The 23,143-nt window shown below is 25.8% G+C and carries 21 protein-coding genes and 1 tRNA gene; 15 read left to right on the top strand and 7 right to left on the bottom strand.

Translation table 11 applies throughout. From position 1 onward, the window contains the following. On the bottom strand, positions 1 to 123 hold a 123-nt coding region (locus CLOACE_RS02240; protein ID WP_139141307.1), incomplete at its 3' end, for a branched-chain amino acid transport system II carrier protein. Between the two features lie 806 nt (positions 124 to 929). On the opposite strand from CLOACE_RS02240, the gene CLOACE_RS02235 reads away from it, so the two are divergent. The 4 genes from CLOACE_RS02235 to CLOACE_RS02220 are packed head-to-tail and all read left to right on the top strand — an operon-like array spanning position 930 to position 5,610. Beyond that, entirely contained in the window at positions 930 to 1,175 is a 246-nt protein-coding gene (locus CLOACE_RS02235) for a (2Fe-2S) ferredoxin domain-containing protein (protein WP_070109414.1), read from the top strand. Between the two features lie 2 nt (positions 1,176 to 1,177). Beyond that, complete coding sequence (locus tag CLOACE_RS02230; protein ID WP_070109413.1) at positions 1,178 to 2,905, top strand: [Fe-Fe] hydrogenase large subunit C-terminal domain-containing protein; 1,728 nt, start codon at positions 1,178 to 1,180, stop codon at positions 2,903 to 2,905. Then, complete coding sequence (locus CLOACE_RS02225; protein WP_070109412.1) at positions 2,902 to 4,083, top strand: SpoIIE family protein phosphatase; 1,182 nt, start codon at positions 2,902 to 2,904, stop codon at positions 4,081 to 4,083. Before CLOACE_RS02230 ends, CLOACE_RS02225 begins: the two co-directional genes overlap by 4 nt. 18 nt (positions 4,084 to 4,101) lie before the next feature. Continuing rightward, positions 4,102 to 5,610 (top strand): 4Fe-4S dicluster domain-containing protein, encoded by a 1,509-nt coding sequence (locus CLOACE_RS02220; RefSeq protein ID WP_070109411.1) that lies wholly within the window; start codon positions 4,102 to 4,104, stop codon positions 5,608 to 5,610. Between the two features lie 119 nt (positions 5,611 to 5,729). On the opposite strand, the gene CLOACE_RS02215 is transcribed toward CLOACE_RS02220, so the two are convergent. Next, on the bottom strand, positions 5,730 to 6,164 hold the full coding sequence (locus tag CLOACE_RS02215) for a SoxR reducing system RseC family protein (RefSeq protein ID WP_070109410.1): 435 nt from the start codon (positions 6,162 to 6,164) through the stop codon (positions 5,730 to 5,732). A 203-nt stretch (positions 6,165 to 6,367) separates the two neighbouring features. Here CLOACE_RS02215 and CLOACE_RS02210 point away from each other — a divergent pair, with 203 nt between their 5' ends. Further along, positions 6,368 to 6,556 carry a hypothetical protein gene (locus CLOACE_RS02210; RefSeq protein ID WP_070109409.1) on the top strand — a complete coding sequence of 63 codons (189 nt, stop codon included), beginning with the start codon at positions 6,368 to 6,370 and terminating at the stop codon, positions 6,554 to 6,556. An 83-nt stretch (positions 6,557 to 6,639) separates the two neighbouring features. Here CLOACE_RS02210 and CLOACE_RS02205 read toward each other — a convergent pair whose 3' ends face one another. After that, positions 6,640 to 7,884 carry an Ig-like domain-containing protein gene (locus tag CLOACE_RS02205; protein ID WP_084027514.1) on the bottom strand — a complete coding sequence of 415 codons (1,245 nt, stop codon included), beginning with the start codon at positions 7,882 to 7,884 and terminating at the stop codon, positions 6,640 to 6,642. Positions 7,885 to 8,124: 240 nt separating this feature from the next. On the opposite strand from CLOACE_RS02205, the gene thrC reads away from it, so the two are divergent. After that, on the top strand, positions 8,125 to 9,606 hold the full coding sequence (thrC, locus tag CLOACE_RS02200) for a threonine synthase (RefSeq protein WP_070109408.1): 1,482 nt from the start codon (positions 8,125 to 8,127) through the stop codon (positions 9,604 to 9,606). A 104-nt stretch (positions 9,607 to 9,710) separates the two neighbouring features. Here thrC and CLOACE_RS02195 read toward each other — a convergent pair whose 3' ends face one another. Then, on the bottom strand, positions 9,711 to 11,267 hold the full coding sequence (locus CLOACE_RS02195; protein WP_070109407.1) for an ABC-F family ATP-binding cassette domain-containing protein: 1,557 nt from the start codon (positions 11,265 to 11,267) through the stop codon (positions 9,711 to 9,713). 164 nt (positions 11,268 to 11,431) lie between these two features. Between CLOACE_RS02195 and CLOACE_RS02190 the strand changes: the two genes are divergently transcribed. From CLOACE_RS02190 to CLOACE_RS02175, 5 genes are all read left to right on the top strand, one after another. Beyond that, complete coding sequence (locus tag CLOACE_RS02190; RefSeq protein ID WP_070109406.1) at positions 11,432 to 11,800, top strand: HsmA family protein; 369 nt, start codon at positions 11,432 to 11,434, stop codon at positions 11,798 to 11,800. Between the two features lie 231 nt (positions 11,801 to 12,031). Continuing rightward, a complete protein-coding gene (locus CLOACE_RS02185; RefSeq protein WP_070109405.1) occupies positions 12,032 to 12,622 on the top strand; it encodes a 5' nucleotidase, NT5C type in 591 nt (196 codons plus the stop codon). Between the two features lie 81 nt (positions 12,623 to 12,703). Beyond that, positions 12,704 to 13,525 (top strand): PHP domain-containing protein, encoded by an 822-nt coding sequence (locus CLOACE_RS02180; RefSeq protein WP_070109404.1) that lies wholly within the window; start codon positions 12,704 to 12,706, stop codon positions 13,523 to 13,525. A gap of 77 nt (positions 13,526 to 13,602) precedes the next feature. Next, positions 13,603 to 13,779: a hypothetical protein gene (locus CLOACE_RS11715; protein ID WP_175429424.1), complete on the top strand. Its 177-nt coding sequence runs from the start codon at positions 13,603 to 13,605 to the stop codon at positions 13,777 to 13,779. A gap of 100 nt (positions 13,780 to 13,879) precedes the next feature. Further along, entirely contained in the window at positions 13,880 to 14,110 is a 231-nt protein-coding gene (locus tag CLOACE_RS02175; RefSeq protein WP_070109403.1) for a hypothetical protein, read from the top strand. Positions 14,111 to 14,233: 123 nt separating this feature from the next. Here CLOACE_RS02175 and CLOACE_RS02170 read toward each other — a convergent pair. Further along, positions 14,234 to 14,320: transfer RNA gene (locus tag CLOACE_RS02170), tRNA-Leu, on the bottom strand. A 389-nt stretch (positions 14,321 to 14,709) separates the two neighbouring features. Here CLOACE_RS02170 and CLOACE_RS02165 point away from each other — a divergent pair. Together CLOACE_RS02165 and CLOACE_RS02160 are read left to right on the top strand one after the other, a co-directional pair. Beyond that, positions 14,710 to 15,402, top strand: coding sequence for an iron-sulfur cluster assembly scaffold protein (locus tag CLOACE_RS02165; RefSeq protein WP_070109419.1), 693 nt, complete (start codon positions 14,710 to 14,712; stop codon positions 15,400 to 15,402). A gap of 18 nt (positions 15,403 to 15,420) precedes the next feature. Further along, positions 15,421 to 16,422: a GGGtGRT protein gene (locus tag CLOACE_RS02160; protein ID WP_070109402.1), complete on the top strand. Its 1,002-nt coding sequence runs from the start codon at positions 15,421 to 15,423 to the stop codon at positions 16,420 to 16,422. 45 nt (positions 16,423 to 16,467) lie between these two features. On the opposite strand, the gene CLOACE_RS02155 is transcribed toward CLOACE_RS02160, so the two are convergent. Further along, positions 16,468 to 17,583, bottom strand: coding sequence for a hypothetical protein (locus CLOACE_RS02155; RefSeq protein ID WP_070109401.1), 1,116 nt, complete (start codon positions 17,581 to 17,583; stop codon positions 16,468 to 16,470). A 274-nt stretch (positions 17,584 to 17,857) separates the two neighbouring features. Between CLOACE_RS02155 and CLOACE_RS02150 the strand changes: the two genes are divergently transcribed. Continuing rightward, the gene (locus tag CLOACE_RS02150) at positions 17,858 to 19,480 is read left to right on the top strand and encodes a S41 family peptidase (protein WP_070109400.1); all 1,623 of its coding nucleotides are present in this window, start codon (positions 17,858 to 17,860) and stop codon (positions 19,478 to 19,480) included. Positions 19,481 to 19,571: 91 nt separating this feature from the next. On the opposite strand, the gene CLOACE_RS02145 is transcribed toward CLOACE_RS02150, so the two are convergent. Further along, a complete protein-coding gene (locus CLOACE_RS02145; protein ID WP_070109399.1) occupies positions 19,572 to 20,237 on the bottom strand; it encodes a hypothetical protein in 666 nt (221 codons plus the stop codon). Positions 20,238 to 20,499: 262 nt separating this feature from the next. Here CLOACE_RS02145 and polA point away from each other — a divergent pair, with 262 nt between their 5' ends. Continuing rightward, complete coding sequence (gene polA / locus CLOACE_RS02140; protein WP_070109398.1) at positions 20,500 to 23,127, top strand: DNA polymerase I; 2,628 nt, start codon at positions 20,500 to 20,502, stop codon at positions 23,125 to 23,127. The last annotated feature ends 16 nt before the right edge of the window (positions 23,128 to 23,143 follow it).

Raw genomic sequence — 23,143 nt, 5'->3', positions numbered from 1 at the left:
TATTAAATAATGGGTTCCTACAGTTTTACCAAGAAACGGGGGAAAGATTAAGTTACCGGCACCAAAGAACATAGAAAATAGAGCAAATCCTACGACTATGGCATCATTTGTAGATTTTTTCATAATAAATAAATCCTCCTTTAGAATTATAAAATTATAAGATTTAAAATTACTTTAGTATAAAATATTCTACATTTTTAGATAAATTCCTTTTAAATTTATTTAAAAATATTAATTTTCTAAATTTAGTATCTATTTAAACAGCCGTTTTAACAGTTTGATAAAATAAATATGGTTAAATTAACAAATTATCAAGTATGTTTTTGGAATAATAAAAACATATTCAATATTTTAAATTATATATACAATATAGTCAATGATGTATAAGTTTAATATTATAAAAAAATTAAAATTAATAAAATAAACTTATGTGTTTTTGTAAATTTAAGGAGAAAAAGAGTATAAAGTAAAGAAATATAATGATAAATTAAGTAAATAAAGAATAAATTTACATAATAACTATATATGACATTAATTATTAAAAATACAATGGATTTTTATATATTTTATAGTAAATTTATTGATAATAAAGTATAGTATTATATTAAATAACATAATAAAAACTACATTTTGTGTAATGTAATATAATATTATTCATTAATATCATATTACATAAATTAGATGCAATTCAAATATAAAATATACACATAAACTTTAATTTAAAAAGTATACATTAGAGTAGAAATAACTAAAGTGGTTTACAGTTAACTTTTATAGAAAATTGAACCTTTGACAGAGTATTAAGCTAATGCTAAAATAATGTAAGATTATGAAAATTTATTATAGTTATGAATTTTAAAAATTAATGTAAGTAAATTTGTATTTAAAAATGTTAAATAATTAACAAATATTAATTGAGGAGTGATACTATGATTAATGTTGAAGTATGTGTTGGAAGTGCCTGTCATTTAAAGGGAGCTTATAATGTTATTAATAAGTTACAAAAATTAATTGATAATAAAGGACTAAAAAATAAAGTTACTGTAAAAGCTGCTTTTTGTTTAGGAAATTGTACTAACGCTGTTTCAGTAAAAATTAATAATGAAGGTGTACTTTCAGTAAGCGAAGATAATGTAGAAGAATTTTTTGAAAAAAATATTGCTGGGAGGTTATAAGCGTGAGCTTAATAAACCTTTCAAAAGCAAACTGTAAAAGTTGCTATAAATGTGTGAATTCTTGTAAAGTTAAAGCTATAAGAATGCATAATGATCAAGCAGAAATAGTTGGATACAGATGTATATCCTGTGGACATTGCTTAGCAGTATGTCCACAGCATGCAAGGACTATAAAAACAGATGTAGATAATATAAAGAAAGCTATTAAAAATAAAAAAAGAGTAATAGCAAGTATATCAAGAAATTTCCCTGCAGCATTTGATTTAGAAAATCCCAATAAAATAGTAGATGCTTTAAAAAAATTAGGATTCAGCGCTGTAGAAGACACAGGAGTTGGAGCAGATGCTGTTATAGAAAGTTATAAAAATGAAATTGAAAAGAAAAAGTATGAAAACTATATAACTACTAATTGTCCTTCAGTATGTTATATGATTGAACAGTATTTTCCTTCACTAATACCTTATATGCTTCCTATTGTTTCACCTATGATTGCTCATGGCAAAATAATAAAGAATAAGTATGGAGAAGATAGTTATGTAGTATTTATTGGATCTTGCATAGCTAAAAAAAGAGAAGCAGTGGAAAAAGAAACAAAAGGATATATAGATGCAGTTATAACTTTTGAAGAATTATTAGAATGGATGAATGAAGAAAATATAAATGAAGAAGACTTAGAACCAATGGAATTTGAAGACAAAGGATCTAAAGAAAGCAATGGTTTTCCTATAGTTGAAGGTGAATTTTCAAATACAATTAGCGAATTAAAAAAAGAAGGTTATGAATTTATATCTGTAGATGGAGCTAATAGATGTATAGAAATTTTTAAAAATTTAATTAAAGGTGAAATTTCTAAAGTGTGTGTAGAAGCCAATGTATGTAAAGGTGGATGTATAAAAGGTCCAGGTATGCCTGAAGATGATGTGGGATTTTATAAAAAAAGAAGAAAAGTTAAAAGTTATGTTAAATCCAATAATGTAGAAGAAAAAAAGGTAGAAGAAAAATTAATAAGTAATATAGATTTTTATAGAGAATTTAGAAATAAAAGTACTAAAAGAAAAAAAGCTTCAGAAAAAGAAATAAATGAAATATTAAAAAAAATGGGTAAGTATGAACCTAAAGATGAGTTAAATTGCGGCGGATGCGGATATAACACTTGTAGAGAAAAAGCTCAAGCAGTATATGAAGGTATGTCAGAAGCTAGTTTATGTTTACCATACATTATAAGTAAAGTAGAAAGTTTGCAAAATCTAATATTTCAGTATTCTCCTGATATAATATTAATTATAGACGAGTATATGAAAATAAGAGAAATTAATCCAAGAGCAGAAAAGACATTTGGTATAAAGGCAGAAGAAATAAAAGGAAAGCACATATCAGTAATTATGGATGAAGAAGATTTTAAAATGGTAAAAAATACTAAAGAAAACGTTATCAAAAAAAAGGTGTTTTTACCTAATAATGGATTCACTATGATAGTGAATATTTTACTTGTAGAGAAAAATGATATTATGTTAGTAATTATGAGAAATGTATCTAAAGAAGAAAAAAGTAAAAAGGAATTATCTATAGTTAAAGAAAAAACATTAAATGCAGCTCAAGAAGTAATAGAAAAGCAAATGCGTGTAGCTCAAAAAATTGCTAGCCTTTTAGGTGAAACTACAGCTGAAACTAAAATAACACTTACAAAGTTAAAAAATGTAGTTAAGGAAGAGAGTAAAAATAAGCTATGAGTTATTATATAGATGTATTTTCAGATAGTATAAATAAATATGGGGAAGAACTTTGTGGGGATAATGTAGAAATAGTTTCTACAGAAAAAGGTGTAATTGTAGTTTTAGCAGATGGGTTAGGAAGTGGAGTCAAAGCTAATATATTAGCTACTATGACTACTAAAATTGCAGCTACTATGATGAAAAATGGTGCTACTATATATGAAACTGTAGATACAATAGTTCATACTCTTCCTGTATGTAGTGTTAGAAAGTTAGCTTATTCTACATTTACTATAGTAGAAATTAATAGGGATGGTACAGTATATATAGCAGAATATGATAATCCACCCTACTTTTTGATAAATAAGAATAAAGATGTAAAAATAGAAAGATATACCAGTATTGCTAGAGACAAGGTAGTACTAGAGAGTAAGTTCAAATTAGAAGCTGATGACTACTTAGTATTGGTAAGTGATGGAATTGTGCATGCAGGAATTGAAGGTTTATTAAGATTAGGCTGGCAGTGGAATAATGTTAATTTATTTTTAAATTTTTTATCCAAAAAAGAACCTTGTGCTAAATGCTTAGTTAGTGATACTCTGAATATATGTAAAAAATTATATTCAAATAAACCAGGAGACGATAGCACAATAGTAGCAATAAAAATAAAAGAATGTAAATATATAAATATATTTACAGGTCCACCTAAAGACAAAAATAAAGATAAATTTGCAGTTGAAGAATTTATGAAAGCTAATGGCAAAAAAATAGTTTGCGGAGGAACTACAGCTAAAATTGTTGAAAGAGAATTAAATGGAAAGCTTGAAATTGATTTAAGTACTTTAACTGAAGATATACCACCTATTGGAAAAATGGAAGGTATAGATTTAGTTACAGAAGGGGTTTTAACACTAAGTAAGGTTATAGATAATTTAAAAAAATATATTAAATATAGTTCGTATAATAAAAAAGAAAAATTAGATTGGTATTTTAAAACAGATGCTGCATCTATATTAACTAAAAATTTAATTAATGAATGTACTCATTTAAATTTATTTGTAGGAAAAGCAGTAAATCCTGCTCATCAAAATCCAAATTTATCTGTAGATTTAAGTGTTAAATTAAATTTAATAGATGAATTAATAGTTCTTATGAAAAAACTTAGAAAAATAGTTACTATAACTTACTTTGATTAATGATTAGGAGGTAATATTATGAAAATAGAAGGAAATGCTAAATTAATAAAATTTGAAAGTGATGTTCAATTAGTAAAGTATAATGTACTAAAAGAAGTAGCAAAATCCGCTTTTAAAGGAAATTTACAACAAGATTATAAAAAGGTAATTAAAGAAGTAGCAGATGAAATGGATACAATAAGCAGATGTTGTATATATAAAGAAAGAGCTATAATAGAAGAAAGAGTAAAGCTTGCTATGGGTGGAGATAAGGACAACCCTAATGTTATAGAAGTTATAAGTGCAGCTTGTGATGAATGTCCAGTTAATAGATTTCTTATAACAGAAGCCTGTAGAGGTTGTTTAGCTCATAAGTGCAAAGATGCATGTCCTTTTGGAGCTATTTATTATGTAGGAAAAAGAGCTTATATAGATTATACAAAATGTAAAGAATGTGGAAGATGTAAAGCAGCTTGTCCGTATAATGCTATAGCAGAAGTAATGAGACCTTGCATGAGAGCATGTAGCATAGGAGCATTAACTTATGATAGTGATACAGAAAAAGCAGTTATAAATAACGAAGATTGTGTACAATGTGGAGCTTGTGCTGCAGCATGTCCTTTTGGAGCTATAGTAGACAAGTCTTACATTGTTAATGTTATTGATTTAATAAAGAGAAAGAAAGAAAAAGATGATATTAATATATATGCAGTTGTAGCACCAGCTATAGCAAGTCAATTTACTTTTGCTACTATAGGACAAGTAGTAAGAGCTATAAAAACTTTAGGATTTAGAGAAGTATTAGAAGCAGCTTTAGGAGCAGATATTGTAGCAGAACACGAAACTAATGAATTTGCTCATGCATTACAAGAAGGAAAGAATATAATGACAAGTTCTTGTTGCCCAGCTTTCGTAAAGTATATACAAAAGAAATATCCAGAGCTAGCTGATGATGTTTCAACTAGCGTATCACCAATGATAGCAGTAGCTAGACTTGTAAAACAAATGGATGAAAAAGCAAAAGTAATATTTATAGGACCATGTACTGCTAAAAAAGCAGAAATGAACTTAGAAGATTTAAAAGGTAGTGTAGATTACGTACTTACTTTTGAAGAATTACTTGCTCTTCTTGATGCTTCTGGAATACAAGTAGATAAATGTGAAGAAGATCCTTTAGATAATGCTTCATTCTATGGTAGAATATTTGCTAGATCAGGAGGACTTACAGAAGCTGTCGCACATGTTGTAGAATCTAATAATTTGGATGTAGATTTTAAACCTATAGTATGTAATGGACTTAAAGAATGTGATATGGCACTTAAATTAGCTAAAATAAATAGAGCAAAAGGTAACTTTATAGAAGGAATGGCTTGTGAAGGTGGATGTATTTCAGGTCCAGGAACTATTAGACATGGAGTAAGAGCTAAAAATGAAGTAGATAAGTATGCAAAAATATCTACAGAAAAAGGTGTTAAAGAATCTCTTAGAGTATTTGATGTAGATAAATTAAATTTGGAAAGAGATTATAGTAAAATTTTAAAGAAATAGATAATTATATTTTTCCCTATTTTCCATTAATTATTTATAAAAAAATAAAAATAATAATCCTATAGCATAGGATTATTATTTTTTTATAGATAATTAATAGAAAATAGGGAAAAATATAATTATCTATTTAGTCTAATAACTTCTGTCATACTTAAAGTTTCATTATCTGTAGGTTTTAATTTTTTATCTATAATACTTAAAATAGAATAAGAAATTGCTAAGAAAACAAAACCTACAAGAGAACCTAATAATTCATAATTTTTATAACCCATATGTTTAAATAAATTTAATCCTATTACAATACCTACAATAAGAAAAACAAAAGGAATACCATAAGTTATAGCAGATAACTTTATAAACTTATTTCCATCCATTTCAATTTTAACTTTATCTCCTTTTTCAGCATTAAGAGTGTTTCTTATATCAACAGTTAAAGGAGGGGCGTCACATTGAGCTGAACAATGAGCACAATTATCTCCACAACCAGATTTTCTTTTAAATTGAACTACAGCTAAGCCATCTTTTACGTCTTTAACATATCCGTATTCTTCCATTTATATCAGCTCCTTTTAAAAACAAATTATTTATAAGTAAATTATATCACAATGCTTTTTTAATACAATAAAATTTTAATCTATGTTTATTGTAGTTTTTGGAATGATATAATAAAAACACAAAAATTACTTTGTTAATATGTGAATAAATAAATGAAAATAACAAAAAATAATTAAAAATATACTAAATAGGAGGTAATTAAATGCACTTAACAACTGTAGATATGATAAAAAAGAAAATTTTAGATGCTCAAGAAAATGTAAGAGACTATCAAATGTTTTCTAAAAGAGTAGAAAGTAAGGAATTAGATGCTGTATTTAAAGATTTTTCAGAACAGTCTGCTATGCAAGCTTCAAAGTTAAAAGAATTACTAGATAAGTATGAAAGGTAAACATTAATAAAAGTTTGTATATAAGCCTTGAAAAATATCAAGGCTTATATACTTTTTTACCTGCAGAATAGTTATAATAAAAATCAGCAAGGCTTGTACATAAAATAATTAAATGCATCTTTTGAAGAAGTAGCTATTTTTATATTTCTTTTATGATAAGAATTATTATATTCATAACCTTGATTATCACAAATATAGGCATAGCTATAATCATCTTTTTTTACCCACTTCATAAATGTATACACATGAGTTGGTCTTCCGCCACTGTCACAAGTAGTAAAGCAAATATCACCGGGCAATAACTGAGATAAATCTTTAGAAACACACCAACCTCTTGATTTTAATTGATAGCTTAAACTGTAATTTTTTATAGTTTCATTATTAAGTTTACCAGTATTGCATACAGAATTAGGTAAATTTACTCCAGACCTTCTTAAAGCTTCACTGGCAAAATAAACGCAAGTATTACTTGGATCACCGTCATGCAATTGAATAGCACGTTTTAATACAGATTCTCTATTATTATGATTCATTAAATAATTATATAAATTTGTTTGTTCTTTTGATTGAACTATTTTGTTGTTAGAAATTTTTTCTACATTAACAAAAGGATTTATTTTTAAATTCAAAACAACTTTATTTTTATAATTTTTTACATTACCATAAAAAGTATAATTTCCAGGAAAACTTGTACAAACATTGCAATTATCCCATGTAACTTTAAAATCCTTATTACTTCCATCACTCATTAAAGCAGAAACTGTACTTGGAAATTTAAATTCATCTTCTTGATTTATTGTAACTTCCGCAGTAGGTATATCTTTTATAATGTTATCTAGTTGAAAATCCATTTTTACAGAATTATTTAATATAGTATCATCCTTTGAACGTACAAATTTACTTATGGTTAAACAATATATTTTACCATAATCATAGTTTTCTAAGGGTGAAACAATTAATATCCTATCATTTTCTAAAGATAATTTTATTTTTATTTCTTCACTATTAGATTTATCAATAATTTTTACATTATCATATAGTGAACTTTCTCTAACAGGTTTATTAAAGTGTACTTTCCAAGATTTATTATTTTCTACTCCAGATTTAATTGGAAATATACAAAAATCCTCTTCTTCATCTTCATTAAGACGTGATACTAAATTACCATTATTAATATCTTTTTTTGATATATCTTCAGAAACTATTCTTTCATTTGCATTTTCACTATTGTTTAAATTATTATAAGCGTGTACATTATAATTAAATACAAATTGAATACAAAAAACAATTGATAGTAATACTAAAAAATTTTTAAATTTATGAATCACTTTACATCACTTCCTACATATATATGATTTTTATATAACTAGTATATATTTTTTTACCATAAGTGTAAACATTAATAGTATAAGTTGTGCATTATTAACTAAAAGTTTTTATTTAGTTTATTTTTTATTCAACAATCTAGTACTTTTATATAAGTTATTGTATATTATTTAAAATTGTGATATAAAAGTATTAATATAAATGGTATGAGAATAAAAAAACAAAAGAGAGGTTGAGAGAAAATGTATTATAAAAGTACTAGAGGGTATAGTAAAAAATATTTATCAAAAGAAGCTATTGTAAAAGGAATAGCAGAAGATGGAGGATTATTTGTATCAGAATGCATACCTAAAATTGACAAATCCTTATTTGAGTTAAAAAATATGGATTATAAACAATTAGCCTATTTTATTATGAACAAGTTTTTTGATGATTTTAAAGAAGAAGAGTTAAAATATTGTATAGATAGAGCTTATGATGAAAAATTTGATACAGAAATTATAGCACCTGTAAATAAAAAAGCAGGAGCATATTTTTTAGAACTTTATCATGGACCTACAATAGCTTTTAAAGATATGGCATTATCAATTTTGCCATATTTATTAAAGGTAGCTTCTAAACAGGTTTTAGAGGATAAAGAAATTGTTATACTTACTGCTACTTCTGGAGATACAGGAAAAGCTGCTTTGGAAGGATTTGCAAATGTGGAAGGAACTAAAATAGTTGTGTTTTTCCCTGAAAATGGAGTAAGTAAAGTTCAAAAAATGCAAATGGTAACTCAAGAAGGGGATAATACTTATGTTATAGGTATAAATGGAAATTTTGATGATGCTCAAACTGGAGTAAAAAATATATTCAATGATAAAGAATTTAATAAAAGGGCAAATGAAAAGAAATACGTATTTTCTTCAGCAAACTCTATTAATATAGGAAGATTAATTCCTCAAGTAGTATATTATTTTTATGCATATTTACAAATGTGCAAAAAAGAAGAAATAAACTGTGGAGAAAATATTAATGTAGTAGTTCCTACAGGTAATTTTGGAAATATATTAGCAGCTTATATAGCTAAAGAAATGGGACTTCCAATTGATAAACTTATATGTGCTTCAAATGATAATAATGTTTTATATGATTTTATAAATACAGGAGTATATGATAAAAGAAGAGAATTTGTAACTACTATATCTCCTTCAATGGATATACTAGTATCTAGTAACTTAGAAAGATTGCTTTATTTTATAAGTGAAGGTAATGTTAAAGATGTTAAAGAATATATGGAATTGCTAAATGGCGAAGGGCATTATAATATAAATAATCAAATGAAGGATAGACTAAAAGACTTTTATGGAGGATTTGCTTCAGAAGAAGAAACTTATAAATGTATTAAAGAAGTTTTTAGTGCAGATAACTATCTTATAGATACTCATACTGCAGTAGCTTATTGTGCTTATGAAAAATATAAAAATGAAACAGGAGATAATACTAAGACAGTTATAGCTTCTACAGCTAGTCCTTTTAAATTTACAAGAAGTGTTATGAAGGCTATTAGTAACGAATATGATAAATTTGATGAATTTGAATTAATGGATAAAATGGAAGAACTAACAGGAATAAAAATTCCTAATGGAGTAAAAGATATTGATAAAAAGAAAATAAAACATAAAACTGTATGTGAAAAAGAAAATATGGATAAAGAAATAGCGAATATATTAAATATATAATAATATTTAATATGATGGCGAAATTTTAGAATTAAGTAGAGAATTAGATGAAAATATGTACTTATTAAAAAAATAGGCTATCCTAATAGAGGTAGCCTATTTTTTTATACAATTTTAGTTGTCCAATTTTCGCAGCTCCAAACATCAGTTACTATGTCTTTATAAAATTCCGGTTCGTGGCATATTAAAAGTATATTTCCTTTATAAGATTTAAGAGCTTTTTTTAATTCTTCTTTAGCATCTACGTCTAAATGATTTGTAGGTTCGTCAAGTACTAAGAAATTAGTTTCCTTATTTATAAGTTTACATAAACGAACTTTAGCTTGTTCTCCACCGCTTAGTACTACAATTTTGCTTTCTATGTGCTTTGTAGTAAGCCCACATTTTGCAAGAGCAGATCTAACTTCATACTGAGTAAATACAGGGAACTCTTTCCAAATTTCCTCTATGCAAGTATTATAATTAGAGTTTTTAATTTCTTGTTCAAAGTATCCAATATAAAGGTAATCTCCAATTTCAACTTCACCAGAAATTGGTTTTATCTCTCCAAGCAAACTTTTAAGTAATGTAGTTTTCCCAAGACCGTTTGCTCCTATAAGAGCTATCTTTTGCCCTCTTTCCATTCTTAAATTTAAAGGTTTTGAAAGAGGAGAATCATAACCTATAACTAGGTCTTTGGTTTGAAAAACCATTTTTCCAGAAGTTCTTGCTTCTTTAAAATGAAATTCTGGTTTTGGTTTTTCTTTTGCAAGTTCTATCTTTTCCATTTTATCAAGTTTTTTCTGCCTAGACATAGCCATATTTCTAGTTGAAACCCTAGCTTTATTTCTAGCTACAAAATCTTCTAAAGCTTCAATTTCTTTTTGTTGTCTTTTATAAGCAGCTTCTAATTGTTGTTTTTTAGCTTCATGAATTCTCAAAAAATCATCATAAGTTCCTACATAACGATTAAGCTCTTGATTTTCCATATGGTATATAAGGTTTATTACGCTATTTAAAAATGGAATGTCATGAGAAATTAAAATAAAAGCATTTTCATATTCTTGAAGATAACGCTTTAACCACTGAATATGTTGCTCATCAAGATGATTAGTAGGCTCATCTAAAAGAAGTATATCAGGTTTTTCTAAAAGAAGTTTTGCAAGTAAAACTTTAGTTCTTTGCCCACCACTTAAATCTTGAACATCTTTATCAAGTCCAATATCACTAAGACCAAGCCCCCTAGCTACTTCTTCAATTTTTGAATCTATTATATAGAAGTCATTTTGGTTTAAAATATCTTGAATCAATCCCATATCTTCAAGAAGTTTTTCAAGCTCTTCTGGAGAAGCCTCAGACATTTTATTACATATTTCATTAAGCTCGGCTTCTAAATCAAATAAATATTTAAAAGCACCTTTCAAAATATCTCTAATTGTTAATCCTTTTTCAAGTACTGTATGTTGATCTAAATAAGAAACTCTAACCCTTTTTGACCATTCTATTTTTCCTTCATCTGGTTCTATTTTTCCTGTTATAATATTCATAAATGTAGATTTGCCTTCTCCATTAGCACCTATAAGTCCGATATGTTCTCCTTTTAAAAGTCTAAAAGAAACATCGTTAAAAATAGCTCTATCACCAAAGCCATGGCTTAAATTTTTTACTGTTAAAATACTCATATATTGATTCCTTTCTTCAATTTTAATTTTAAGAGTTACATAAAAATTATATATGACTTTAAAGCACTTTTAAAGAGTATAATAATAAATAGTATTGACAAAATAATATAAAGAAAATATAATATGAACATAGTTCGTTAAATTCGTAAAAGGAGAAATTAATTATGTTAGTTTATGCAATTATTTTTATTAATTTAGCTCTTATATTTTATACAATAGGAGTTTGGAGTGAGAAAAAACAAAATGAATTAAAAATATGGCATTTAGTATTTTTTATTATTGGATTAATATTTGATACATTAGGTACTACTCTTATGAGTAAAATAGCTCATGGAGGATTTAATTTTAATTTTCATGGCATAACAGGATTATTAGCAATAATTTTAATGCTTTTTCATGCTATTTGGGCAACAATTGTTTTATACAAAAATGATGAAGAAATGAAATATAAGTTTCATAAATTTAGTATTTTAGTATGGATTATTTGGTTAATACCTTTTGTATCTGGTGCAGTATTTGGAATGATAAAATAGAGGTAAATAAAATTATTGATTATAAAAATTTTATAAATAAATTATAAAAAATATGGGATAACAAGTATAAAATAAATGCTTGTTATTCCATATTTTTTATTCAATAAACTAAATATAATAAATGGTTCAATATAGGTATATGCGAATCTTTTACAGGAAATTAATCTATTCTTAATTTAGATTTAAAGATGTATCTATATAATAGTATTAAAGAAAGGGGTAGATAAAATAATGAAGTTAAATATATGTGTAGATATTGATGGAACTATAACGGATGCATACCATTGGCTTGAAATGGCAAATGAATATTTTAAAACCAATGTAAAACCTTGTGAGGTTACAGTTTATTATGTTCATGAAGTATTAAAAGTAACTAGACAAGATTATTTAAGATTTTATGAAATGTATGGGGAAGAAATGCATTTTAATGCAATTTTAAGAGAACAAGCAAAAGAAGTTCTTTGCAAATTGAACAAATTTCATAATTTGTACTATGTTACAGCAAGAGAAGAAAAAATGAAAAATGTAACAAATAAATGGTTTTCTATGAATGGACTACCAAATAGTCAAATATATTTATTGGGAAGTCATTATAAAGTAGAAAAAGCAAAAGAATTAAATTGTGATATTTTTATAGAAGATAGATATGAGAATGCTATTCAATTAGCTCAAGCTGGATTTAAAGTTTTATTAATGGATTGCTATTACAATAGGAAGCCATTGATATCTGGTATTACTCGAGTTTATAATTGGAGTGATATTGAAAAAATCATAGGAGAATATACTGAAAATACAATTAAAAAGCTTACAAAAATTGCTTAAGGATAAAAAAGTCCAAAAGAGGACTTTTTTATTGTGTTATTAATAAATTAGTAGGATAAATGAATAAGGAGGAAAATTAATATGAAATTAGATCTTCATATTCATACAAATATATCTGATGGATCATTCAGTATATCTGAAGTTTTACAAAGATCTAAAGAAAAGGCAGTTACTCATATTGGAATTACAAATCATGATACAGTATGTGGATTAAAAGAGGCTATTGAATTTAGTAAAAAAATGGGTATTAAAGTTATTCCCGGTATTGAAATTTCAGCATATGATAAAGAAACTAAAAGAAAAATACACATACTTGGATATAATTTTAATTTAAAAGGTGAAAATATTAGGAAAATATGTGATCCGATATTAAATCAAAGACATAATAATTCACTATGGCAAATAGAACAACTTATAAAAAATGGATATAAAATTGATGTTAATAATATATTTTTAAAAGCAAAAACAAGTAAGGTTATTTATAAAAAACACATAATGGAAGAGCTTATAGATAAAAAATACACAGATAAAATATATTCTGACTTATATAGAATTTTATTTAAAAATAACGGTATATGTGCTAGAAATATAAATTATGCAGATGCATATGAAGCTGTAAAAGCTATTAAAAAAGATGGAGGAATTCCAGTACTTGCTCATCCAGGACAGTTAAAATCTTATGATTTTATTGAAAAGTTAATAGAAAGTGGACTTAAAGGTATAGAAATTTATCATATTAGCCATAATGAAGAAGATCATAAAAAAATAAGAAATCTAAGTAAAAAATATAATTTAATATTAACTGGTGGTAGTGACTTCCATGGTAAGTATGGTGATAACAATGTAAGTATTGGGGATATAGAAAGTCCAAAAGAATTTTTTAATTATTTAGTTTCTAATTGATTTTAATATTTTTTCTGGGCAAAAATAACACATATAAACTATTGCTCCATAATTTTTAGGAGCTAAATCTTCTATCTGTGCATTTTTATGATTTTTCTAATATATCTAAAGAAATATCTATTTCTAATAATTCATATTTCCTTAAATTAGAAAATCGAGGATATACTTTAGATGCAGAAATTGTATTTTCTATAATTTTTTTAATAAAATCAAAATTAACTACTTCATATCCAACACCAAAAGGCCCTTCATAATTTAATACATTTCCTTTAAGACATACATATGTAAAAAATAATTTTACACATATATCTTTTTTTACACTTTTAACATATAATGTGATAGGTATGTGTACAAATGTCTAAATATATAACAGCTAATAATTTAGATGATGTTATACAAGAAAATAAAAAAATAGCTATTCTTGATAATAATACAATAAGCTTTCTTCATAAAGCAGAAAATTACACAATGCCATATAGAACATTTTTAAGTAATTTAAAAGTTTGCTGTAGTATATTCAATACAAAATATTATAGTAATTATTATGTGGAATTAAAAAAAGTGGAAAAGAAATGGTTGAATTAATATATGCAAGGAAACTTGTTTTATATAAAGATGGTAATATTAAATTAGTAGATTAAAAAATAAATATTTAAAGTAATTAAAATTGATTAAAAAAAGACTTTGAATAAAAATTCAAAGTCTTTTTGGTGCCGAAGGCGGGACTTGAACCCGCACGATATTGCTACCGACGGATTTTGAGTCCGTTGCGTCTGCCAATTCCACCACTTCGGCATATCGTAACGCTTATTATTATATCCTTTTAATGAATTTAAGTCAATACTATTATTTAAAAAATGTAATTTTCTAACTTATTTATTGTTACTGGACTTATTATTTTTGTACAGCCTGTAAATTATATTAATGATTTATTATGCAACAACTTAATGGTAAATAAAGTTTGTTTTGAATATGTTTAAAAAAATAACTATAAAATCATAATAGGTTAGTTTAAATAAGCATAAATCCTATATATTAAAAGAAAAATGCTATATTATTTAAGCAAATATAGTATACAATATGTAAATAAATATTGTTACTTCAGAAGATATTTGTTAAAATATAATAGATTAATTAAAGAAGGAAATTTTTTATTTTATATACAGGAAGGAGCTAATATAAGTATGATTTATACAACTGAAGTAAATAATATGTGTTGTGTTGCAAAAGGACCAAATCACGGACCAGCACCAATTCCAGAAGAAGGAAAATGGGTACAAGTTAAAGAAGTTAAAGATGTATCAGGATTAACTCATGGGGTAGGCTGGTGTGCTCCTCAACAAGGTGCATGCAAACTTACACTAAACGTAAAAGAAGGTATTATTCAAGAAGCTTTAATAGAAACTTTAGGATGTAGTGGAATGACTCACTCAGCAGCTATGGCTTCAGAAATACTTCCAGGAAAAACATTACTTGAAGCTTTAAATACAGACTTAGTATGTGATGCTATAAATACTGCTATGAGAGAATTATTCTTACAAATAGTATACGGAAGAACTCAAACAGCTTTTTCAGAAGGTGGACTACCTATAGGAGCAGGTCTTGAAGACTTAGGAAAAGGATTAAGAAGCCAAGTTGGAACTATGTATGGAACATTAGAAAAAGGTTCTAGATACTTAGAAATGGCAGAAGGATACATTACTAAAATTGCTCTTGATGAAGATAATGAAGCAATAGGATACAAATTTGTTCATCTTGGAAAAATGATGGAAATGATTAAAAAAGGAACAGATGCAAATGAAGCTTTAGAAAAAGCATCTGGAGTTTATGGTAGATTTGACGAAGCTGTAAAGGTAATAGATCCTAGACAGGAATAGTTTAAAGGAGGAGTAAAAATGGCTTTATTTGAAGGTTATGAAAGAAGAATAAATCAAATTACACCAGTACTTGAGAAATACGGTATGAAATCAATAGAAGATGCTAAAGCAATCTGCGATGAAAAAGGGGTAGATGTTTATAATATAGTTAAAGGAATTCAACCTATATGTTTTGAAAATGCTTGCTGGGCATATACTTTAGGTGCAGCTATAGCTATAAAACAAGCATGTAAAAAAGCCTGTGATGCGGCTGAAGTTATAGGTGAAGGACTTCAAGCTTTTTGTATTCCAGGTTCCGTTGCAGATCATAGAAAAGTTGGATTAGGTCACGGAAATTTAGGAGCAATGCTTTTAAGAGAAGAAACTAAATGCTTTGCTTTCTTAGCAGGACATGAATCTTTTGCAGCAGCAGAAGGAGCTATAGGAATAGCAAAATCAGCTAATAAGGTTAGAAAAGAACCTTTAAGAGTTATATTAAATGGTCTTGGAAAAGATGCAGCTTATATAATATCAAGAATAAACGGATTTACATATGTTCAAACTAAATTTAATTATGAAAATAATAAATTAGAAATAGTTAAAGAAAAAGCTTTCTCAAAAGGTGAAAGAGCAGCTGTTAGATGCTTTGGATCTGATGATGTTAGAGAAGGTGTTGCTATAATGCATAATGAAAAAGTTGACGTTTCAATTACAGGAAACTCTACAAATCCAACAAGATTCCAACATCCTGTTGCAGGAACATATAAAAAAGAATGCTATGAATTAGGAAAGAAATATTTTTCAGTAGCTTCTGGTGGTGGTACTGGAAGAACTCTACATCCAGATAATATGGCAGCAGGTCCAGCTTCTTATGGTATGACAGACACTATGGGAAGAATGCATTCAGATGCACAATTTGCAGGTTCTTCATCTGTTCCAGCTCACGTTGAAATGATGGGACTTATAGGTATGGGTAACAATCCTATGGTTGGAGCAACTGTTGCAGTGTCTGTTGCTCTTGAACAAGCTATGAATAAATAATTTATATATACAAAGTTAGGATTTTACACTTAATCCTAACTTTTGTTATTTAGTTAGCTTGTCCAATTCTTTAAAAAAGCTTTCTACACCTTTCCACCAATTAGTATCTTCTGCATATTTCCTATTTACCCATTTAAAAGGATCTGCATCTTTAGGCATATCAGAACATAAATTTAAAACTGTTCTAGCTGCAATTTCTGAGGAATCTTTAATATCTGTATTATATTCTTCCCAGCTATGAAACACATTAAAAGGGTTATTGGCAATTTTATTAGCGTACTTTGAGTTAATAGGTACAAAATTTTGCTCTTGTCCTGTTATAGAAAATAGTATAATAGGGTTTAAATTAAATTCCTTAGCAGAAAGTATTATTGCAGAAAAGTAGGGTTCTTTAGCTAAAAGGGAATTTCTTTTTACTAAAAAATCTTTTAAGTTTTTTTCATTTATTTTTCTATATTTTAAATACTGAGGAAAATTAGGATTTATTTTTTTCCCTTTTATTTTAGTTCCTATAGGAGTTAAATCTTTTTCAAATTTTTGAAGAAGTACTATGCTTTTATCTTCTTTATTTTTTTTAAAACTTTTATTTATATAAACTGAAAAATTAACTATAAATATTAATATACATATAGGTAATATAGTTTTCATTTTTGTATTACTTAATTTTTTATTTTTAGATTTAGTTTTTTTATAATTAGATACTTGCTGTTTTTCTACAGTATTATTAGTTAAAGTAATATTTTCTTCATTAAAATCCATGTTTAAGTTATTATCAGGAATATTAAAATGTTTATTTAATGTATCTATAGTTATCTTGTTTTCAGAGTAATTATTAATCCAGTCTAATAGTTCATTAACATTGCAATTACTAATATTTTTATTTAATTGTATATAAGAAAAAAATATGTCGTACATGCATATATTATATTTTTCTTTTACTAATGTATTATTTAATATTTCAATTTTTAATTGGCTTGTACTATTATTATCTAATCCTTTTAAAAAATTATTTAATACTTTATGTATAGTATTAGACAATATATCAGCTCTTGCTTTTTTATCAAGAGAATAAAACTTTTTATCTATGTAAATTTTAAATCTTATAATGTCATTTTTATTTAAAACTTTGGTATTTTTTAAATCATCTACAAAATTGCTCATTAATTAGTAACTCCTTATTAAAAGAAAGTATTGTTAATATAATATTACTATAAAATTAGCAACTATTACAAATAAGTTGAAAAATAGAATAAAATATACTATATTTGACATAAAATTAAATGAATAATGTAAAAATTAAGGTGAATTTCTATAAAAAAATATAAAAAATTTATTTTAGAACTATATTAAAAAAAATTACAATTATTAGGTAAAGTATAGTATACTTTATATGGACACTAGTAATATAACTATAATAAAATGAGAAGGTGATTTAATGAGAAGAAAGTATTCTTTTAAAAATTTGTTTTTAGGTGCATTAATTGGCGTTGGTATAATATTAAATAGTTATGGTTTTGTACAAGCCAAGACACCTTTAGAAGAAGCAAAATATGTTATAGAAAGTTGTTATGTAGATAAAGTTTCAAAAGATGTTATAAACTCTTCTACAATAAGTGATATGGTGAAAAAATTAAATGACCCTTTTTCAAGTTACTTTACTGCAGAACAATATAATGATTTTTTAAATTCAATAGACAACAAATTTGTAGGTATAGGTATATATCTTGAAGTAGTAGACAGCGGTATAAAAGTAACATCAGTTATTGATAATTCATCAGCTAAGGAAGCAGGGATTCTTCCGGGGGATATTATAATTAGTGCTGATGGACATAGTCTTTCTAAAATGGTATCAGAGGAAGCTACTTCTTACATAAAAGGTAAAGAAGGTACCTCTGTAAATTTAGTTATTGATAGAAATGGTGAGAAAATTTCAAAGACTGTGTATAGAAAAACTGTAGAAATTCCTACTGTAAAAGGTGAAATATTAGATAATGAAATAGGATATATAAATATTAGTTCTTTTGGGCAAGATACAGCTAATTTATTTACAAATGTACTTGAAGATTTGAATGAAAGCAATCCTAAAATGTATATAATAGATTTAAGATTTAATGGTGGAGGATATATGGGAGCTGCTCTTGATATAGCAGGTCATTTTATTGGAAAAAACCCAGCTATTATTGTTAAAAATAGAAATGATGAAAAGCAAAAGATAAATGCTTATAATTATAAACAAATTGATAAACCAGTTATATTTTTGATTAATGAATATACAGCTTCTGCCTCTGAAATTCTTTCTGCTGCAGTTAAAGATTATAATAAAGCTATTTTTATAGGTGAAAATAGCTATGGTAAAGGTGTAGCACAACAAATGTTTAGGCTTGTAGATGGTAGTGTGCTTAAAATTACAACTCAAAGGTTTTATTCTCCTTTAGGTAATGAAATTCATAAAAAAGGAATATCTCCAGATGTGCTTGTAAAGGAAGAATATACAGATTCGCTATTTGTAGCAAGGCTTTTAACATATAAAGAAAATCAGGCATTAAATAGTAATGAATGTGAAATAGGAAATTATGTAATTAAAATTAATGAAGATTATTATAAAATACCTATAAGTAAAGTTAGAGAAAAGGGTTTATTTAAGGCATTTAAATCTCTTGTAAAGGGTGTAGATAAATCAAATGTTTATGTAGGAACAGAAAAGGGATTTAAGAATATTTCAGAAGATATTATAAATAACGATTTAAAACTATTTTATCCAGATTTTGCAGAAGGAAAAAGAGTAAGTAAAAATTTAAAAGATAATGTTATAAAAGTTAAATTTAATAGAGAATTAGATAAAAGTACTGTAAATAATAATAGTATTTTTGTGGTTAAAGATTCAAATGGAAAAATAGAAGAAGCAAAAATAAATTTTATAAATTCTAAAGTAATAACTTTAACATTAAATAAATGTATAAATAAAGGGGACAAATTTTATATTGTAATAGATAAAAAAGTTAAGGATTTAGAAGGAAAATGTATAAAAGATAAAACAGCTTTAGAAGTTAGTTATTAAGAATAAGACTTATGCTTAGTGCATAAATTAAATTTAGAATTAAATCTAATTTTCATACTAAGCATAAGTTTTATTTTTAAAAAGTATTTATTTATCCAGCTATTTTACAGGGGTTATCAAAATTAATATCTTCTAATAACTTAGGTTGAAATGCAGGTATATCCATATTATTTATTATTTCTAAGGATTTTTCTGCGTTGGAAATTAAGTCTACTTTATTTTCCATTAATTCATATTTTATAGATTCGTTAAAGTAGTTGCAGTAAGAGAAATAATCCTTTCTTTCTTCTGAATAGGGTTTGTATTTGTCACCACATAATTCTAATACAGTTCTACATAAATAAAGATTACAAGGATGAGGTCTTAGTGTAAAATCTAATTTGCATCCAGTAGAAGTGCAAAAAGGACATAATCTAAAAAATAATTTTATATCGAAGTCTTTAAAATTAATATTTTCTTCTAATGAATTTTTTACAAAATCTTCATAGCATTTTTTATCAAATAATCCCTTTATTTCTATAAAATATTGACTTATATGGGCATTGGGCATATTTAATAACTGCAATATAAAATCCTTTTTCCCTAGTGCTAAAATATTTTTAATATTTATCAATGTGTATTTAGGGAAATACCAACAGCAACCTCTAGTAGCTAGTGGAGTATAAGAAGTAGATTCCATAACATGAGAACATTTACCACAAAAATTGCATTTAAACATAGGTGTATTATTAATAAATTTATAACTTAAAGAATACATTTTACCAACTCCATTTTAGATATGATTTATTATTGTATATTATAATCTATTATAACATCCATTTAAATACATAAAAAGGAAAAAATTATAAATAGAATAAAAAATTAATATTTTATTTACTTATATGTTATTCAATTAGTTATAATATTATGTAAAATAAGTTTATACATAAAATGTATTAAAAAATGAAGAATATAAGTGATATAATAGTTAAGTGACAATTGGTCTATATTACTAAAATAAAAATATGGAGGAAATTGTAATGAATGAAAGATTATTAATATTAGATGGTAATAGTCTTATGAATAGAGCATTTTATGCATTGCCTCTTCTTACAAATTTAGAAGGTTTGCATACTAATGCAGTATATGGCTTTACCAATATGCTTTTAAAAATGAAGGAAGAAATTAATCCTAATTATACAGTTTGTACATTTGATAAAAAAGCTCCTACTTTTAGACATAATGAATATAAGGATTATAAAGCAGGTAGAAAAAAGATGCCTGATGAATTGGCAGAGCAATTTCCAGTAGTTAAAGATTTACTAAATAAATTAGCAATAGATATTTTTGAAATAGAAGGCTTTGAAGCAGATGATATTATAGGTACTCTTGCAAAATTTGCAGAAAATAAAGGAATAGAAGTTTATATAGTTACAGGAGATAGAGATGCTCTTCAGTTAGCTACAGATAATACTAAAGTAGTAATAACTAAAAAAGGTATGAGTGAAAAAGAAGTTTATGATAAAAATAAAATGATTGAAGAATATGGAATTACTCCTACAGAATTTATAGATGTAAAGGGACTTATGGGTGATACATCGGATAATATACCAGGAGTTCCTGGCATAGGAGAAAAAACTGCTTTAAAACTTATAAAAAAATATAAAAATGTAGAAAACGTGCTTATGAATATTGAAAATATAAGTGGAAAAAAGATGAAAGAAAATTTAAGAGAGTATAGTGAGCAAGCAATTTTTAGCAAAAAGTTAGCAACTATTATGACAAATGTCCCTATAGATATAGATTTAGAATCTATAAAATCAAAAGAAAATTTTGATGCAGAAGCAGTGAGAGATTTATTTTTTAAACTTCAATTTAAATCTTTATTAGATAAAATACCTAAAGTTAAAAATTGCAAAGAAGATATTAAAAAAGAATTAAAAGTTGAATATAAAAATATAAATGATATTAAAGAATTTAAGAAAGTTTTAGAAAAAATTAATTATAAAAAAGAATTATTTATAATATTTAAAAAACTAAATGAAAATACTTATTCTAAAAGTGGAATAGATAAAATATTTATAAATATAGATGGAAAAATATATAATATATATATTAAAAACATGGTAGATAATTTTGGTAAAGAAGCTTTAGATATACTTTCACAAATAATAAACAATGATGATATAGAAAAAATAAGTTATGATGTGAAAATTCCATCTACAATATTTAATAAATTTAGTATAAAATTTAAAGGTATAAAGTTTGATGTGAAAATAGCTGCTTACTTAATAGATCCTTCTAGGGGAAATTATGAGTTAGAAACACTGATAAATGAATATTTAAGAGAAAATATATCTGGAGATGATGAAGAAAAATATGCTAAGGCTATTTTCCTTTTAAAAGATTTATATGGTATTTTAAAAAAGCAAATTGAAGAGCTTAATATGGAAAATTTGTTGTATGATATAGAAATTCCATTAACAGGTGTTTTAGCATCTATGGAATCTGAAGGTTTTAAAGTAGATTCAAATAAATTAGAAGAATTAGGTGAAAAATTTAAAAAAGAAATAAATTTAGTTCAAAAGGAAATATATACTTTAGCAGATGAAGAGTTTAATGTAAATTCTCCAAAGCAGCTAGGGAAAATATTATTTGAAAAACTTGATTTACCTGTTATAAAGAAAACAAAAACAGGTTATTCTACCAATGCAGAAGTTTTAGACAAATTATCAGATAAGCATCCTATAATAAATAAAATAACTTATTATAGACAACTTACAAAACTTTTTTCTACTTATGTAGAAGGCTTAAAATCTGTAGTGGATGAAGATGGAAAAATACACTCTAGTTTTAATCAAACAGTAACAGCTACAGGAAGATTATCAAGTACAGAGCCTAATCTTCAAAATATACCTATTAAATATGAAATGGGTAGAGAAATAAGAAAAGTATTTGTTCCAAATAATAAAGATTGCATTATTTTATCTGCGGATTATTCACAAATAGAACTTAGAGTACTAGCTCATATTGCTAGTGATGAAAATTTAATAAATGCTTTTAAAGAGCATAAAGATATTCATACTAAAACTGCTTCTGAAGTTTTTAAGGTACCTATAGAAGAAGTAACTCCACTTATGAGAAGCAATGCTAAGGCAGTAAATTTTGGAATAGTTTATGGTATAGGAGATTTTAGTTTAGCTAAAGATTTAAATATATCTAGAAAAGAAGCAAAAGAGTATATAGATACTTATTTTGAAAGATATCCTAAAGTTAAAGAGTATATGGAAAAAACTATTGAAAAAGCAAAAAAAGATATGTTCGTAACAACTATACTAAATAGAAGAAGATTTATTCCAGATATTAAATCTACCAATAAAATCAAAAAGGCTTTTGGTGAAAGGTTAGCTATGAATACCCCTATACAAGGCAGTGCAGCAGATATTATAAAAATGGCTATGGTAAATGTGCATAAAAAAATTAAAGAAAAAAATTTAAATAGCACTATAATACTTCAAGTTCATGATGAATTAATTTTAAATGTATATAAAAATGAAGTGGAAGATGTTAAATATATAGTAAAACATGAAATGGAAAATGTATTTAATTTAAGTGTTCCATTAGAAGTTGATTTAAGTTTAGGTGACACTTGGTATGATGCTAAATAATTAAGGGGGAATACAA

Source organism: Clostridium acetireducens DSM 10703, from assembly GCF_001758365.1.
GTDB lineage: Bacteria > Bacillota > Clostridia > Clostridiales > Clostridiaceae > Clostridium_C > Clostridium_C acetireducens.
This window is presented reverse-complemented; position numbering and strand designations above follow the sequence as displayed.

Coding starts and splice junctions, on each gene's coding strand:
- CLOACE_RS02235 (WP_070109414.1), top strand. CDS start 930: ATGATTAATGTTGAAGTATGTGTTGGAAGTGCCTGTCATTTAAAGGGA.
- CLOACE_RS02225 (WP_070109412.1), top strand. CDS start 2,902: ATGAGTTATTATATAGATGTATTTTCAGATAGTATAAATAAATATGGG.
- CLOACE_RS02220 (WP_070109411.1), top strand. CDS start 4,102: ATGAAAATAGAAGGAAATGCTAAATTAATAAAATTTGAAAGTGATGTT.
- CLOACE_RS02215 (WP_070109410.1), bottom strand. CDS start 6,164: ATGGAAGAATACGGATATGTTAAAGACGTAAAAGATGGCTTAGCTGTA.
- CLOACE_RS02210 (WP_070109409.1), top strand. CDS start 6,368: ATGCACTTAACAACTGTAGATATGATAAAAAAGAAAATTTTAGATGCT.
- thrC (WP_070109408.1), top strand. CDS start 8,125: ATGTATTATAAAAGTACTAGAGGGTATAGTAAAAAATATTTATCAAAA.
- CLOACE_RS02195 (WP_070109407.1), bottom strand. CDS start 11,267: ATGAGTATTTTAACAGTAAAAAATTTAAGCCATGGCTTTGGTGATAGA.
- CLOACE_RS02190 (WP_070109406.1), top strand. CDS start 11,432: ATGTTAGTTTATGCAATTATTTTTATTAATTTAGCTCTTATATTTTAT.
- CLOACE_RS02185 (WP_070109405.1), top strand. CDS start 12,032: ATGAAGTTAAATATATGTGTAGATATTGATGGAACTATAACGGATGCA.
- CLOACE_RS02180 (WP_070109404.1), top strand. CDS start 12,704: ATGAAATTAGATCTTCATATTCATACAAATATATCTGATGGATCATTC.
- CLOACE_RS02175 (WP_070109403.1), top strand. CDS start 13,880: ATGTCTAAATATATAACAGCTAATAATTTAGATGATGTTATACAAGAA.
- CLOACE_RS02165 (WP_070109419.1), top strand. CDS start 14,710: ATGATTTATACAACTGAAGTAAATAATATGTGTTGTGTTGCAAAAGGA.
- CLOACE_RS02160 (WP_070109402.1), top strand. CDS start 15,421: ATGGCTTTATTTGAAGGTTATGAAAGAAGAATAAATCAAATTACACCA.
- CLOACE_RS02155 (WP_070109401.1), bottom strand. CDS start 17,583: ATGAGCAATTTTGTAGATGATTTAAAAAATACCAAAGTTTTAAATAAA.
- CLOACE_RS02150 (WP_070109400.1), top strand. CDS start 17,858: ATGAGAAGAAAGTATTCTTTTAAAAATTTGTTTTTAGGTGCATTAATT.
- CLOACE_RS02145 (WP_070109399.1), bottom strand. CDS start 20,237: ATGTATTCTTTAAGTTATAAATTTATTAATAATACACCTATGTTTAAA.
- polA (WP_070109398.1), top strand. CDS start 20,500: ATGAATGAAAGATTATTAATATTAGATGGTAATAGTCTTATGAATAGA.